This is a genomic window from Streptomyces sp. NPDC002884 (assembly GCF_040295245.1).
Lineage (GTDB): Bacteria > Actinomycetota > Actinomycetes > Streptomycetales > Streptomycetaceae > Streptomyces.
In genome coordinates this window covers 1-15,657 of record NZ_JBEOVB010000070.1, presented here as the reverse complement: position 1 = coordinate 15,657, position 15,657 = coordinate 1, and the positions used below count along the sequence as shown (strand labels likewise).

The window sequence follows — 15,657 nt, the reverse complement described above, 5'->3', positions numbered from 1 at the left end:
CGCAGCGCGGTGGACTCACCGATACCCGAGGAAGCCCCCGTGACCAGCGCAACCTTGTTCGACATGACCTAATCCTCTGCTCGTGCCGGGCTCGATGGAGGCCGTCGGCGGATGCTGGGAGCGGCCGGAACCGCCGTGTCGGTAGACCGGAAGCTGTGGTCGGCCGACGCACACGAGTCCCGGCGTTCAGCCGGTGCTTCGCGTTGCCACAAACATAAGAGACTGCTGGTCTAAACGCAAGAGGAGGGCGGTCTGTAATCAAAAGACTGTCAGTCCGTAGACTTCGGGGTATGACGACCTTCCAGCGGGCAAGAAGCGAAGAACAGCGCTCGGAGCGGAGGAGGCACATCCTCCAAACCGCGGCGGCGATGCTCGCGGAGATGCCGGTCGCCACGATGAGCCTCAACGAGCTCAGCCGCCGCGTTGGACTCGCCAAATCCAACGTGCTGCGGTACTTCGAGACCCGCGAGGCGGTGCTGCTCGAACTGCTCGCCCAAAGCGCCGCCGACTTCCTCACCGAGGCCGGCGAGCCCCTTCGCTCACTGGTGGACGCGCGCGAACCCCTGGAAGCCAGGATCGACGCCGCGGCATCCGGACTGGCCGCGGCCTTCGCCTCCAGGCCGATGCTGTGCGAACTGCTCAGCGCGCAGGCTGGCGTACTGGAGCACAACATCTCCGTCGAGGTCGCGACCCGGTACAAGGAAGGCGCCCGCGACAGCCTGCTCGGCCTGGCCGAACTGCTCCGGCATCTCCTGCCCGAGCTCGACCGCCCGCGTTCCGAACAGGGCGCCAACCTGATCATCGTCCTGATCTGCGGGCTGTGGACCCACACGCACCCCGCTCCGGTCGTACGCGCCGTCTACGACGCCGATCCCAGCTTCGCCTTCATGGACTCCGACTTCGCGGACGCCCTGCGCCAGACCCTGTATGTACTCCTCATGGGGCTCAGCCGGACGGGCTCCGGGGCAGGTTCCGAGGCCACGGCGTGACGTCCGCCGCTATAGGCGATCCGGTACGGTCCGCGACAGTGCCCGGGCCGGGCTCGCGGAACGCCAGGGCGCCGCGAGCCCGCGTTGAACGCCGGTCCCCCACGCACATCCGTCGACGAATATCCTGAGAGCCGACGCCCCTCAGGACTTCACCCCCTGCTGCTGACCGGTCGGCAGATGGCGAAAGCGACGGCCGAAAGGGCTGCGGCTGGCGAGAGCTGCGGTTCAGAGCCATACCGTTTCTCCGTGGCCCCCAAAATGGCCCTGCGAGGCTCATCCCGACCAGATTCCCTTCGTCGGTTCGCCTGTTGGTGTGCTTCACCCGTCACTACGGGTTGAAGACGAGACAGGTTCAAAAGTCGCTGATCTTACTGCTCTCGCCAAGGGCAAGCTGCGCGGGTGGCGCGGGCCATGGCTCCGCCCCTGCCGGAACGTACCGTCCCAGGTTCTGGTTCAGTTGCACCCGCGCGCAGGAGCAGCCCTGGAAGACCTGCACGGCTGCTGTGCGCCCGTGGGAACACGTTTGAACCGTACCCCGCCCGGGGCTCGTTCTACGGTGCAGAAGGGATGACCGGGCAGGAGTTCAAGATGTCAAATAACGCAGAGTGCGACGCGGTCGTGCGCGCTGATTCCGCGGCGCTCGCTATCTTCAACTGCGCCGAATCCGAGAAGAACTCTACGCACCCAGACGCGGCCGATCAATTGCCCCATAACCCAGATCAGCGGAACAGCGGTCGCAGCCTGCACAAGGTACCAGGCCTCAATCCCCCACCCTCCCGAACGTCACCCTGCCTCGAATATGATTGCAACGCGATTTGGACAATTACCTGGTCCGGAGAGTCTCCAGGCCTTGACGTGCTGATGCTCGACAACGACAGTCTCGAATGCATCTCACGAGACAAATCCGGAACGCCAGCTCACCCACCTATGGACCGAATCTGATGTCCCATTAGGCCTTGAGATGCGTAACACTTGAGAAAGCATAAATACCGCGCAGAGCACTTTACGGCCACAGTCAGCTCAAGGGCTTTCTGGCGGCAGGCCACCGCTCAAAAAATATCTGATTCAGCTCGTGACGGGTGCCCATGTCTGTTGATTTGCGAAAAAGCCTACCCACTACCGTTGATGAAGTAGAGCACCTGGGGAATTATTGTGACATATTTCTCGGAACCATTGATGGGCGATTGATAGAGTTTGCGAGGCCATCCGGTACCGATCGAAGAGTGTGGGTGGCGTGCGAGGATGGGAAATATATAGGAACGGTAATTAGCAGTCACGGGGTTTGGCATTTACAAGCCACCGGCATCCGCTATTTCAGCCTGGATGATGCGGTGCGTGAAATGTGGCGTTTATCTGCACGAGATCCACTTACTGCTGATGCTACAGTGAACGGCGTACAGTGATTTCTGAATTTCTCTACCTGCTCGGCAGAGTTTCACGGAATGGGCAGAGACCTTTTCAGTCAGGACGTGGTCAGTTCGGCTGCAACGGCAGCCGACTTTGATGCAGGGCACGGACACTCACTCCGGGACGGGCTAGAAGTGGGGGTCATCTTTGCAGTGGTCGGGTGTCAGGATTGAGCAGGCACATGTGAGCTTAATATAAATGTCGAATGACTATTTCCCTAAATGCCCCTAGTCGAATACCGCAAGATGTCTGTTTGAATCGGATTACATCAGCACTGTAGGGAGAATTTAGTGGCCGCCATAGGTCTGGCAATCCGACAGGCACTAAGCTCTAAATGCCGTTATCGCGTAGGGGCGGTGCTCATTTCGGGTAATCGGGTTCTTGCTGCCGGGCCAAACACTCACCGGAACAGTTCGATGGTCGACTTCCGACACGCCACCTTCCATGCTGAGGAGGTGGTACTGCGTCGAGTAAAAAGCACGCCCAGACGTGCTGAAATCTTCGTAGCTCGCGTAAATCGGGCCGGCACTCCGCTGTTGGCTCGACCTTGCCTTCGCTGCCAAAAAGCCTTGGCATTCGCTGGAATCCACCGCGCTCACTTCACAACCAATGATTGCAGAGTCGAAAGTATAGATATCAGCGAAATTCCGCTCGCCTTATCCAGCGGAAGCGTACGCGTTCCGGGATCGAGAATCTATCCGCTCCATTTTGCGGCCTCATAGGGCCTTTCAGATGTCTAGACATCAAGCGCTTTATAATGTGCCGTCAGGAGGGGTCGTTTCGCATTTCCACACACCACCCAACCCCATCTGTGGCGATTTTTTATCGTACGCGCAGTCATTGCACTATCGGTTACCTCCGGCATAGATGTCGACCCACGAGGACCCCCTATTCAAAGCCCGTTTTATCTTCTTCGGTAATCCCGTGATACGAATTCAATTGTGTGACTCCGGGTTGCTTCAGAAGGTGGTTGTCTTGCCGGTAGCACGGCGGACCATGAGGTCGGTCATTGCGATGTGGATCATGGCTTCGGAGTGGACGGGGATAGTCTCGTATTCGCGGGCCGGTCGGCGGTGGAGCATGAGCCAGCCGTAGGCTCTTTTCGACTGCCCAGCGTTTCGGGATCGGGTTGAATCTCGCGGTTCCAGGCCTGCGTTGAGTGATTTCCATTGGAGTGAACACCCTGACAATAGATCTTGGTCCAGGGCCAGGTGGGACGCAAGTCTCCGTATCCGGAGGAGTTCAGGAAGGACGCGGTCGCGCTCTACCGTGCCGCAGCCGGGAAGCGGACGTACGCGGCGGTGGCCGCAGAGCTCGGCATCACCGCGGAGTCGCTGCGGACGTGGGTCCATAAGGACGAAGCTCAAGCCGTGCCCGGAAGCCGCGAGGCGGGCGGCAGCGAGGTGGAGGAGCTGGCCCGGCTGCGGGCGGGGAGCACCCGACTGCTGAAAGCCGAAGAGGAATGGTACCTCGAACGCGAGTTCCTGCGCCGGGCAGCCGCCTATTTCGCACGGGAGGTGAAGTGAGCCCTCTCCGCTGGGACTTCATCTCCGGCAACCGCGCCGACTTCGGCGTCAGGCGGATGTGCCGGGTGCTCGGGTTGTTTCGCGCAGGCTTCTACCGTCATCTGGCCACCGCGCAGGCCCGCGCCGAACGCCAGACCGAGGAGAAGCAGACCGCCAGCGAGATCCGCGCCCACATCGTCGGCCGGCACCTGCGGAAGAAGATAGACGACGATCGCGGACAGGACCGCGCCGCCCGTGCCGGACCTGGTGATGCGTGACTTCACCGCCGACAGCCTGAACACCAGGTGGTGCGGCGACATCACATATATAGCCGTCGGCGCGACGTGGCTCTACCTCGCCATGGTGATCGACATCTGCTCGAGGAGGGTGGTGGGCTGGTCGATCGCCGACCACATGCGCACCTCGCTGGTCACCGACGCGATCGAGATGGATGTGGCTGCCCGCGGTGGCCGGGTCCTGCGTCGTTTTCCACACCGACAGGGGTGTGCCCAATACAGCGCGGCCGCCGCCCGGTCGAGCCGGAGGCGGCTTTCTGGCCTGCAAATACGCGCTGATCGCCGCGTCCAGCGCATCACCGTCCACACGCTGCAGCAGGCGGCGCACCGTTGCGGCGTGCGGCACCGGCCGCAGACCGGTGAGTGGATCGGCCGCGAAGCCAAGGACACCCAGCACATGCTGCGGGGCATCCGTGATCCACTCGCTGATCGCGATGAGCGAGCGGGCCCCGGTCAGCACCGCCGAGACGGCCGCGCACAGCAACGCGAGGGCCGGATACCGGAGTCCCCGCACATCGCGGGGATCGGCGACCAGGATCAGGAAACGCCGCAGGTCAGCAACATCGCTTGAGGTAAGGGGATCAGTCGTGGAGCCCAGTTCCTCCAGCACGGAAGGGATGGGCGGTGATGTTCGGGCAGGCACGGTCTCGCTCGGTTCTCATGGGTCTCGACAACCACATGATCACCAGCACCGTGCCTGCTCTGCTCTCCGGGGCCCCTGCCGCACAACGGACATGACGCCACGTCACCCGCGAGACAGGCGAACCGGACCAATCCCAATCGCGTAATGCCCCTGAGCCCTGCTCCGTCAGTCCGAACAATCGTGATAGATCGCCGAAAAACGGCGGGCTGCCACGGTGGGGGCGAGGGTAAACTGAAACTAACGCTTCTTTTTGGCGGTCACAGGGGCCGGAAGGATATTTTCTGCCTTATTTGCTGAATGTGCCTTTGCTCCAAAAAAGACGGCGCCACCTAAACCCGCGATTGCAACCGGGGCAGACTTGGCATTTAAGGCCACAGTCGCGCTCGTGGCGGCGGCAGATACGAGAGGGTAAACCGTGTCCCTCTTCCGCGCCTCCCTTCCAGCTTCATCTACGGAACTTGGATTCATCAGCGTATGCGTCGCTACTGCAGCGGATGCTATAGCAGCGACTGCACTCACACTCCGCGTTACGGGATGGTCGGAAAGTGCGAAGCTAATTCCACTACCTGCTGCCGCGGCGAAGTGGGCAGCCGCAGCCTTATGCGACCGACTGCCTTCTGTGGGCTTGTTTTCATTCTCTTGATCATCATTCTGCATATTTACCTCGCCTGAATTTTTGAGTAAAAATCGAGTGAAGCGAAAAGTCCCACAGCTGGCGCGATCCTGCGTGACCCCCTTAAAGTCCTACATTTCATTTCGCGCCCGCACAAACATGCCAGCTCCAGTCATGCCGTGCCGCCTAGATCACCTAGTGACTACGCCCGGCGTGCCCAAAAGTTCAACCTGGCTGCCGAGTTTCAAAATGTGATCCGCTGGAGCGGTTCCTGACCTCGGATCCCAGGCGTGATGCGTGCTCAACCCGTGAGACCGAGCTCGCGTAGGGCGTCGGCCGAGCGGTTGCGGTAGTGGTCGTGTGCGAAATGCTGGGATTCGATGGCCCATTGGCCTCTGACACAGCGGGCGAGGGTGGCCGCGTCGGCGGCCTGGACAGGTGCGGTGGTGATGCCGAGTTCGGCGTCCGCGTGGACCTTTCCGTCGCCCCGGCCGGTGGTGTACCGCTCCACCAGCAGAGCCTGGGTGGCGTGCGGAAAGTTGACCTGGCCGTCTTCCAGCGCCTTGACTCGGACGATGCGGGTCTCATGGCGGCCGCTGTTGGTCTCCTCGGTACGGACCATGCAGATCTGCGGGTTCGTGGTTTCGTCCCAGTTGAGCGCGTCGAGCCGGGCGAACAGGGCGGCGCGGTTCTCCTTGACCGGGAAGAGTCCGAAGGCGCCGCGTCGGTTCAGGTAGCGGGCGTGACCGGCCACCGTGTGCAGGGCGTCGGCGGTCACGATCGCGCCGGTGATGTCGGCGATCAGGTCAAGGGCGGCGGTGAAGTGCACGGTCTCGTGGGACTTGTGGCGCATCTCGCGCTGGGCGAGCATCACGCCGGGATCGACCTGGTAGACACCGAGCAGGTGAAGCTGCAGGCCGTCGGCGTCGCGGGTGCCGCGAGCCGTCTTGCCGTCCGCGGCCAGCTGCAGGATGGGCGGATCCCCCGCGATTCCGGCCAGCGGGTCGGCGGCGTGGGTCTGCACGAAGGTGCCGACGGCCGCATCGAGCGCGTCGGCGTCGATCCGGGCAAGGGTGTGGGTGAGCGTGGTGGCCACCGGCAACTGCGCCAGATCGCCGTCGGGGACTTCGAGTGCGGCCAGGATGCCGGCGCCCTGGCCGTTCGCCCAGCGGATCACGCCGCGCACCGAGCGCACCCCGCACAGCAGGGCGCAGGCAACCAGGCCGAGCAGCATCGGGAGGGGGTACGTGACCAGGTGCGCAGAATGCGGGTCGGGCACGGCGCCGACCGCCTCCAGCCGCGAGGGGAGTTTCGCGGGCGTACACAACTCCTGAACCTCGACGCCGAGTTGACGAGAGGTGGGCAGGGTCGGGCAGGATAGCATACGGGCGCGGCCTTCACGATCTTGCGAGTGGAATCACATGATCATGATGGGCCGCGCCCTTCGACGTTCCCCTGCCCCCACCCAAGATCTGAGCACGCATCACGCCTGGCTACCGGGTAGGCGCCACATACTACAGTCGGAGATCTCGTGACGGACACCCGGTGGCGTCGTTGACCGGGCATGCTGCTGGATGTGACGGCTAAACCTCGATTCGTCAGCGGGATTGGGGGGCTGACTTGCTCGGCAGTTCGTCCGTAAACTCCTTGGACCGTTCGAGGTGGGCCGCCTAAGGGCCCGCAGAAGAACAACATGCGGGCGCGTGACGCACCGACCTGCGGTGTCAAGCCGCAGAACGCACAAGGTAATTCTCTGCGAGCCCTAACTGATGGTTTCAGAATGAGGTTCGGAGTCCCGTGGTATCGCTTGAGGTACATGGCCATCGTCTCGGGGCCGAAGTGTAGTTCTGCCGCAGATAGATGATCTTCCCGACCACCTCGACGTGTGTCGCGTTCGGGGACGTCTTCGGGGCCTTGGGGCGGGTGCGCAACCCTTCGACGCCCTCGGCCTGGTAGCGGCGGTACCACGTGTAGCACGCCTGCCGGCTGAGCCCGAAATACCAGCACCTCACGGCGATGTTGCCGGTGACCTCTTCGACATGGCGTATGACGGCCAGGCGCCGCTTGGCCTCGCGATCGAGTGGGGGTGTCTTCGACATGTGGCTCTCCTAGCGAACCTCTTTCATCCTGCATAGTCGCAGGTCAAGAGTGTGTGTATGGCTTGGACGACGGTGCTGATACGCCGGGTTGAACATCGGGCCCGCTGTAACCGTCGCCAGGACTTCAGCTGTGCGAAGGCGCGTTCGCCGGTAGCCCGCAACCGGGCGTGGTCGCGGTTGAACTGCTGGTAGTGCTTGGGCTGTTCGTGGTGGTGGTAGTAGGGGGTGCGGAGGGTGGCGACGTCTCCCTGGTAGCCCGGTCGGCGAGGACGAGGATCTGGCAGTCAGGCAGGCTTGGGCGGTGCCGTGGGCGCGGGCCGCGGTGAGGTCATGGGTACGTCCCGGTGTTGCCCGGGAGAACCACAGCGGGGTTCCGTCCGGGGCCGCGATGACCTGTACGTTCATGCCGTGCTGCTTGTGTTTCTGCGAGTAGTAGGGCTCGTCCGCCTTGATGCGGTCGGTCGCAATGAGCGTCCCGTCGACGATGACGAAGTCCCCCTCGCCCAGGCCCACCAGGGCCTCGTGCAGGCCCGGCGCCCAGGCGGCCAGAACCTCAAGCGTCTCGTCGACGTGGCGCCCTGCCGTCGCCTCCGACACCCCGAACCCGGCCCCGACCTGTGCGAACGTCTCGTTCTTCCGCAGGTGGGCCAGTGTCAGCAGGGCTTGCTTGAAGCAGCTCAACTTCCGCAACGGCGAGCGAAGTTCACGCCTTCGGGTGTAGATGAGCCATGAGACATGCTCGACCAACTCGTGCGGGACGTCGAGCCTGGAAGGGTACGGAACCAACGAAGCCCCCCGGCCGTCGGCGTGTTGAGTGAGATCACCACACCAACGACGACGGGCTTCCCCACGTCACCCCACCTGACCAGCCTGTTTCACTCCTCAGACCCCAGGATGAAAGATGAAAGAGGTTCAGTGATCAGAGACCCAGGTGTCAACGATGATCGGCAGTCTTAGACCGACAGCTGCGCAACTGCGGGTTCGAGGCCGCCAGGCGGGCTCCGGGGCACGGCTGTCTGCCCGGCCCTGAACAAGATTTCCTCCCCGAATCTCGAAAAGGTGAGAACCATCCGGGGCGGCCCCACGTAGCTAGGAAGAGAGACGGCGTGAGCGGCTGACATATGACCCCCCGTCGAAGGAGGCAGCTCACGCGGCATCTCGCCGGCCTCGTCACCCATGGACGGGGCCAGGCGGCGGCGTGGCCCGATATCCCCCAAGAGCCCGGGTCACGCCGCCGCCAGCATGGCTGTCCGTGCCTTCAGCCGCATGGCTGCGGGCCACGAACGCCGCTGTTCCGGATCCAGAAAGGAAAATCGCCATGGCCAAGGCCGACTGGTAGGTCGCGTTGTATCAGCACCCGGTGCATGCTCGCGGGCGTGAACATGCACCGGGAAGCCTGACCCTTTCCAGCACGCCGGAGCTCCGTCCAGGATCCGCGCAGTACGAGAGCCTCTCGCCGGACTTCGCGCGAACGCACGGCGAAAGGCTGTCCGTAGCCGTCATGCACAGCGAACACACCCCCCGTTCCCTCTTCTCCTCGTCCGAGTTCCGGGCCGCATGGTCGGCCGAGCTGATCTCGTACTTCGGGGATCAGCTCGCCCGGATCGCGCTGGCGGTCCTGGTCTTCGACCGCACCGACTCGGCGGCACTGACCGGGCTCACCTACGCTCTCACCTACGTTCCGAGCGTCGTCGGCGCGCTCACGCTCTCCCCCGTCGCGGATCGCCACCCACGCCGAAACGTCATCATGGCCGTGGACATCTCAAGGGCCGCAGTCGTGGGGGCCATGGCGATTCCAGGTGTCCCACTCGCTGTTCTCTGCCTTCTCGTGTCTGTCATGTCCTTTCTCGGAGGGCCGTACAAGGCCGCGCAGCTCGCCCTGCTGCGCGACATCCTCAGCGCCGAGCAGTACCCGGTCGGCATGTCTGTCCGCCAGGTCACCACGCAGGCGGCGCAGATCTTCGGATTCGCCTTCGGAGGAGCACTGTCCTGGCTCCTCACCCCCGAGGTGTGTCTCGCTTTCGACGCCCTGACATTCGTGGCGGCCTACGCGCTCTACCGCGCCTTCGTCAGACCGCGGTCCAGGAAACCGATGAAATCCAGGTCCGCGGCCGGCAGCCTGAGCCTGCTCTGGGGTGAGCCGCGTCGACGGGCCATCTTTCTGAGTACGGCTCTCGGCTTCTTCTACATCGCCCCCGAAGCCCTAGCGACGCCGTACGTCAGCGGACTCGGCCGCGGACCCGCCTGGACCGGCGGCCTGCTGGCCTGCACGGGCGTGGGCGCGGTGCTCGGACTGTGGGCGTTCCATCGGTTCGTGCCGGTCCGTCGTCATGCCGTCCACCTGCCTGTGCTGTGTTTCACGGCGGGTCTTCCGCTTGTCGTCGTCGCGGTCCGGAGCAACAGCATCTACCTGGCCATGGTGGCCTTCGCCGTCGGCAACGCACTGTGGTGCGTCCAAGTCGTCGTCTCCGTCTCCACCCTGATCGAGCTGCTGCCGGACGATGTCCGCGCTCAGGGCATGGGAACGGCGTCGGCCATGAATCTCACCGCCCAGGGAATCGGTACCGCGGCTGCCGGACTTCTCGCGGAGTGGCAGGGCCCAGCCGTCGCCGTGTCCCTCATGGGAGCCCTGTCCGCGCCGGCCGGGCTGTGGCCCGCTCTGCTGTGGCTCAGGAGCACACGGCCGACCGCGTCCGCCCCTGCCAAGCAGGACGTGAGCCGGACGTGAGCAGCTCACGTGGAATAGGGCGCCTCAGGGCCTCCGCTGTCCCGCTCCCGACCTCGCACCAGTCAGCACCCGTCCGTGGACGACGGAAGCCGTCGTCGTGAGAAAGAACAGGTTGAGAACCTTGGAGGCACCCTTGGAAGCACTGGACTTCGACACCACCGTCTTCGACAAGGAGTACGTTACTCTCGGAGACCGACGCGAAGCGCTCGTACGCGGCGGCCGGCATCTGTTCGACCGGCTTCCGGCCGCGTTCGAAGGGGTACGGCAGATCGGAGTGATCGGCTGGGGGTCGCAGGGGCCTGCCCAGGCCCAGAATCTGCGCGACTCCCTGGGCGACGCCGTCAAGGTGGTGGTCGGTCTCCGGGAAGGATCACGGTCGCGGGACTCCGCCCGTGCCGCGGGCTTCACCGAGGACGAAGGCTCCCTCGGAGAGATGTTCGAGGTCGTCGCGGCCTCGGACATGGTCCTGCTCCTCATATCCGACGCCGCGCTGGCCGAGAACTACGCGGAGATCTTCACCGCTCTGCGTCCGGGCACGACGCTGGGCCTGTCACACGGATTCCTGCTGGGGCATCTCACGGACACCGGTGAGCGGTTCCCGGGGAACGTCGATGTGATCGCCGTGTGCCCCAAGGGCATGGGGCCCTCCGTGCGCGCCCTCTACGTCCAGGGTTCCACCGTGAACGGCGCCGGCATCAACGCGAGTTTCGCCGTCGAGCAGGACGTCACCGGCCGCGCCGTCGAGCGGGCTCTCGGGTGGTCGATAGCGCTCGGGGCGCCGTTCACCTTCCAGACCACGCTGCGCTCCGAGTACCTGTCGGACCTGACCGGTGAACGCGCCATGCTGCTCGGCGGTGTGCACGGAATCGTGGAAAGCCTCTACCGGCGCTACCGCGACGAGGAGATGAGTGAGCACGACGCCTTTCGTCACTCGGTGGAATCCGTCACCGGCCCCCTCTCGCGGATCGTCTCGAAGGACGGCCTCATAGGCGTCTACGAGCGTCTCGCGGATAAGGACAGGGAAATTTTTGCGGAGGCGTATTCCGCCGCGTATCCCGTCGGGCTCGAACTGACGGCGGAGATCTACGACGAGGTGAGTTCCGGCAACGAGATTCGTAGCGTGATCCTGGCCGGCAAGCGTCTCGACCGTTTCCCGATGGGCCGCGTCGACCAGGCGGACATGTGGCGTGTCGGCCGTAGCGTCCGGGCGGCACGCGAGACGGACGCTGAGGTTCCGCTCGACCCCTTCACTTCTGGCGTGTTCTGCGGCGTCATGATGGCCCAGGCGGACCTGCTCCTGGAGCGCGGCCACCCCTACTCCGAGATCGCCAACGAGTCCGTCATCGAGGCGGTCGACTCCCTCAACCCGTACATGCACGCCCGTGGGGTGGCCTACATGGTGGACAACTGCTCGACCACGGCGCGACTCGGAGCCCGGAAGTGGGCTCCCCGCTTCGACTACCTACTCACTCAACGGGCGTACCCGGCGGTCGATGACAAGACCGTGGACCGCTCCCCCTTCGAGGCGTTCGAGGGGCACGTCCTCCACCAGGTGCTGGAGGTCTGTTCGCGGATGCGTCCGTCCGTCGACATCTTTGTCGAGTAGGCCAGAGGGTTCCCGGGGTTCTTGCGGCCGGCAGCGCTGTGCTGAGGATCGTGGTCGGCTTGTACGGCACGGATCAGAGGAGTGGGGGCGAATGGGAGGACCGAAGGGGCGGGATATGGTTCGTGCCCGTCTCGTCACAGCACAGCCGCTTTTGCTGCCTCCACGGTTCTGCTGTCATGGCGGTGCACCTGAGCGCACTCGCTCTGCGGCAATACGCCGTTGCTGCCCGTTCCGGCGCCGAAGCTGGTCGAGGGCAGACCGCGAGTGCCGGATCGCCAGGCCCTGTGCGGGATCCTGTTCGTCCTGCATACCGGCATCCAGTGGGAGTACTTGCCCCAGGAACTGGGCTGGGTGCGGATCCTTTCGGGGGACAGCTGAGCTGGGAAGACGCTGATTGACGTGTGGGCGGTGCCGTCGTACTTCTACCGTGGCGAGGTGGAGGTGGGGCGCCATGGTGTCGTTGCCGGAAGAGCTCCAGGCGCGGGAGGCCGCGGCTCGACAGCGGGTGGAGGAACTCCAGGCCGAGGCTGCGGAGTTGGCTGTCCGGCTGGAGAGGGCCCGGGCGGATCTGTCGCGGTTGGAGATTACGCGGGAGACCGTCGCGCAGGTGCTGGCGGAGTTGTCGGCCGCGGAGGCAGCGCCGGAGGTAGAGGTGCACGATGCGCCGGAACCCAAGGAAGCGCCGGCGCCTCACGGCATCGGGGTGATGGCGGTGCCGCCGTGGCGGGAGGGCCTGGTCGTTCAGGTGTTGCCGGACGTGTACCGGGACATCGTGGAGATCGTCGCTGATGCTCCGGGTCCGTTGCAGGCCAAGCAGATCGTGCCGAGGATCGGGCTGGAGGCCACGACGGCGAAGATCGAGGGGACGCGGGGGAAGCTGAAGCGTCTGGTGGAGCGGGGCTGGCTGGACGAGGACGCGCCGGGACGGTTTACCCTCGCTCGCCATGACGGGGACGCCGACCGGGTCAACTCCCGGTGACCAAGGGGCTCTTCTCCGTAGATTCGAAGGTGCCAACCAAACGAATCGCAGAAGAGCTGAAGAAGAGCCCCAGATGGAACCCTATGACGCCTTATTCGAGCCTGATGCCTATGCCGCCTCCCGTGGTGCCTTCGAACGCCTCGTCTCGACGCTGGCCGGCGACCCGGCGCGGGGCATGGCCCATGACGAGCTGGAGGAACTGCTCGAACAGCAAGGGCGCGAGCTGCTGCGGCAGTTGATGCAGGATCACCTCGACTGGCGGGCGAGGACGGAAGAAGCGGCGGCCCGCATCAGCGCAGGGCAGCCGGCGGTGCGCGGGCCGGAAGGCCAGGCGCGGACCCGGCGGGAGAGCAACCACCCCCGCTGGCTGACCTGCGTGTTCGGGCCGGTGCGGGTGAACAGGATCGCCTATCGCGGCCGGGGCGTGTCCAACGTGCACCCGGCCGACGAAGCGTTGTCGCTGCCTGCCGGCCGGCACTCCCGCGGTCTGGCCCGGCTCGCGGTCTTGGAGGCGGTCCGCGGCTCGTTCGATCAGGCCCAGGCCGCGATCGAGCGACGATGCGGAAGAGTGTTGGGCAAGCGCCGCCTCAAAGAGCTGGTGGTCGCCGCCGCCGTCGACATCGCCGCCTACTACACGGCGAAGATCCCCACCCCGTGCACCCGCGAGATGTCACTGGTCCTCCAGGTCGACGGCAAGGGTGTGGTGATGCGCCCCGAAGCACTGCGCGAAGCCACCCGCCGGGCCGCGGCCAAGAGCACGGCGGCCGGACGGCGCGGACGCCTGGCTCCGGGCGAGAAACCCAACCGCAAGCGCATGGCGACGGTGGCCTGCGTCTTCGATACCGCGCCCGCCCCGCGTCGGCCGCACGACATCGTGCACCCGCCCGGCGGCCGCAGCCAGGCCCGGCCCGCAAGGCCGGGCCCGACAGCACAGCACAAATGGTGCACCGCCTCAGTGATCCGTCCCCTAGAACGCGTCGTCGCCGACGCCTTCGACCAGGCCGAGGCCCGCGACCCGCAACATCTGCGGGACTGGATCGTGCTCGTCGACGGCGCCCGCCACCAACTCGACCTGATCCAGGACGAAGCCTCCCGCCGCGACATCCGCCTCAACGTCCTGCTCGACTTCGTCCACGTCGCCGAGTACTGCTGGACGGCCGCCCACGCCTTCCACCCGGCCGGCAGCCGCGAGGCCGAGACCTGGGCCGCGGACAAACTCACCGCCATCCTCGCCGGACACGCCAACCGCGCCGCCACCGAGATGACCGCCCAGGCCGCAGCCGAACAGCTTCCCACCACCCGCCGCGAGGCCGTCACCACCTGCCACCGCTACCTCACCGGCCACCTCGACCAGCTCCACTACGACACCGCCCTCGCAGCCGGCTGGCCCATCGCCACCGGAGCCGTCGAAGGCGCCTGCCGTCACCTGATCGCCGACCGCCTCGACATCACCGGCGCCCGCTGGGGACTGGACGGCGCCGAAGCCGTCCTCCGACTCCGCGCACTGATCACGAACGGCGACTTCGAAAACTACTGGGCCTTCCACACAGCCCGTGAACATCAACGCCTCTACCCCGGCCCCGACCAGCAGAAGTACAGCCTCACTGCTTGATCCCGACCGTCACTTCAGAGGATCCGCACCCAACTGGGCTTCGGCTCGGGGATGACCTGCTGGCGGCGCCTGGGCGGCATGGAACGAGGCCGGCGTCTGGGACCAGCTGCACGTGCTGCTGATGGAGAAGCTCCGCGGTGATCAGTAGATGGGTGGCGGCCGGGTAGTCGTGCCGGCCGCGGGCCTGCCACCAACGGCGGATGGAAGCGACAGCGAACGCGGCGGTGTCATGATCGGTACCGACACTCGCCGCCCTGGCCGCCCCGACGGGCTTGGACATCACGGTCTGCCACATGCCGCCGGGCACCTCGAAATGGAACAAGATCGAGCACCGGCTGTTCTCCCACATCTCCATGAACTGGGGCGGTCGCCCGCTGGCCAGCCACGACGTCATCGTGAACAGCATCGCGGCGACCACCACCCGCCCCGGGCTGAAAGCCCATGCCGAACTCGACCCGGGCACCTACGACACCGGTATCAAGGTCACCGACAGCGACATCGACGCCCTGCCGATGGACCGGCACCGCTTCCACGGCGACTGGAACTACACCCTCCACCCTCAACCTCGCGACACCACCAGCGCAGCCGGTGAAGCCAAGAACCCGCGATCAGCCGGCCCATCCCTGCCGCCCGGCACTGGGTGTCTGCGCAACCCGGAGCTGACCGGCATACCCGAACCGGAACTGGACGAACTCGTCGACCAACTGACCACGAAACTCGAGGAGTTACGTGAGCAGGGACGGCTCCAGCAACGAGGAGGTGAGCGCATCCGCGCTCGCGGGGCAAGGGCGAAGGACAGGCTGACCACGGCCGACAGAGTCCTGGCCACCCGTTCTACCTCCGCAAGCTCGGCACCCGAGACCTACTCGCCCAGCTCTTCGGAGTAAATGGCAGCACCCTCACCAGGGCCGTGCCCCAGCCCAGCCCCTCCTGGCCGAGCGCGGCTACACCATTCCACCCTCGACCGCCAGGTTCCGCACGCCTGCTGACCTCACCGCATTCCTCGCGAACAGCAGCCCCGCGGAGATCAAATCAGCATGTTGATTCTCTGCGAGCCCTTACGAGTTGGTTGGTGCGTGGTAGCGGGTGAGGTGTCGTGCCAGGTGGATGGCAGATCTCGCTGTGGCGATCATGGTCAATCGGGCGGTGCTGGCGCATCGGCTGTTCACGGGGCTCTCTC

The 15,657-nt window shown here is 65.0% G+C and carries 7 protein-coding genes and 9 pseudogenes; 10 read left to right on the top strand and 6 right to left on the bottom strand.

All coding sequences use genetic code 11. The features are described from left to right. Positions 1–290: 290 nt before the first annotated feature. Entirely contained in the window at positions 291–989 is a 699-nt protein-coding gene (locus tag ABT070_RS45240; protein WP_351769107.1) for a TetR/AcrR family transcriptional regulator, read from the top strand. Positions 990–2,686: 1,697 nt separating this feature from the next. Beyond that, positions 2,687–3,118, top strand: coding sequence for a cytidine/deoxycytidylate deaminase family protein (locus ABT070_RS45235; RefSeq protein WP_351769105.1), 432 nt, complete (start codon positions 2,687–2,689; stop codon positions 3,116–3,118). A gap of 237 nt (positions 3,119–3,355) precedes the next feature. On the opposite strand, the pseudogene ABT070_RS45230 reads toward ABT070_RS45235, so the two are convergent. Beyond that, positions 3,356–3,566: pseudogene (locus ABT070_RS45230) on the bottom strand (IS5 family transposase); the annotation flags it as partial. Positions 3,567–3,607: 41 nt separating this feature from the next. On the opposite strand from ABT070_RS45230, the pseudogene ABT070_RS45225 reads away from it, so the two are divergent. After that, a pseudogene (locus ABT070_RS45225) lies at positions 3,608–4,421 on the top strand (DDE-type integrase/transposase/recombinase); the annotation flags it as partial. Positions 4,422–4,525: 104 nt separating this feature from the next. Here the strand turns inward: ABT070_RS45225 and ABT070_RS45220 are convergent. From ABT070_RS45220 to ABT070_RS45205, 4 genes and pseudogenes are all read right to left on the bottom strand, one after another. After that, positions 4,526–4,711 (bottom strand): annotated as a pseudogene (locus ABT070_RS45220) (transposase family protein); the annotation flags it as partial. A gap of 1,043 nt (positions 4,712–5,754) precedes the next feature. Continuing rightward, positions 5,755–6,837 (bottom strand): ISAs1 family transposase, encoded by a 1,083-nt coding sequence (locus tag ABT070_RS45215; protein ID WP_351769103.1) that lies wholly within the window; start codon positions 6,835–6,837, stop codon positions 5,755–5,757. A gap of 413 nt (positions 6,838–7,250) precedes the next feature. Next, positions 7,251–7,552, bottom strand: a pseudogene (locus ABT070_RS45210) (helix-turn-helix domain-containing protein); the annotation flags it as partial. Positions 7,553–7,575: 23 nt separating this feature from the next. Further along, positions 7,576–8,379, bottom strand: a pseudogene (locus tag ABT070_RS45205) (transposase family protein). A 674-nt stretch (positions 8,380–9,053) separates the two neighbouring features. On the opposite strand from ABT070_RS45205, the gene ABT070_RS45200 reads away from it, so the two are divergent. The 6 genes and pseudogenes from ABT070_RS45200 to ABT070_RS45175 all read left to right on the top strand — a co-directional run. Then, on the top strand, positions 9,054–10,280 hold the full coding sequence (locus ABT070_RS45200; RefSeq protein WP_351769099.1) for an MFS transporter: 1,227 nt from the start codon (positions 9,054–9,056) through the stop codon (positions 10,278–10,280). Between the two features lie 133 nt (positions 10,281–10,413). Further along, on the top strand, positions 10,414–11,886 hold the full coding sequence (locus tag ABT070_RS45195) for a ketol-acid reductoisomerase (RefSeq protein WP_351769097.1): 1,473 nt from the start codon (positions 10,414–10,416) through the stop codon (positions 11,884–11,886). A 219-nt stretch (positions 11,887–12,105) separates the two neighbouring features. Next, a pseudogene (locus tag ABT070_RS45190) lies at positions 12,106–12,237 on the top strand (transposase); the annotation flags it as partial. Between the two features lie 100 nt (positions 12,238–12,337). Further along, positions 12,338–12,865 (top strand): hypothetical protein, encoded by a 528-nt coding sequence (locus tag ABT070_RS45185; RefSeq protein WP_351769095.1) that lies wholly within the window; start codon positions 12,338–12,340, stop codon positions 12,863–12,865. A gap of 73 nt (positions 12,866–12,938) precedes the next feature. Then, positions 12,939–14,477: an ISKra4 family transposase gene (locus tag ABT070_RS45180; protein ID WP_351769093.1), complete on the top strand. Its 1,539-nt coding sequence runs from the start codon at positions 12,939–12,941 to the stop codon at positions 14,475–14,477. A 27-nt stretch (positions 14,478–14,504) separates the two neighbouring features. After that, a pseudogene (locus ABT070_RS45175) lies at positions 14,505–14,613 on the top strand (IS5/IS1182 family transposase); the annotation flags it as partial. Here ABT070_RS45175 and ABT070_RS45170 read toward each other — a convergent pair. Continuing rightward, positions 14,608–14,724 (bottom strand): annotated as a pseudogene (locus ABT070_RS45170) (ISAzo13-like element transposase-related protein); the annotation flags it as partial. The pseudogenes ABT070_RS45175 and ABT070_RS45170 overlap by 6 nt on opposite strands. Here ABT070_RS45170 and ABT070_RS45165 point away from each other — a divergent pair. Continuing rightward, a pseudogene (locus ABT070_RS45165) lies at positions 14,723–15,521 on the top strand (helix-turn-helix domain-containing protein); the annotation flags it as partial. The pseudogenes ABT070_RS45170 and ABT070_RS45165 sit on opposite strands and share 2 nt — an antisense overlap. Positions 15,522–15,657: the final 136 nt, after the last annotated feature.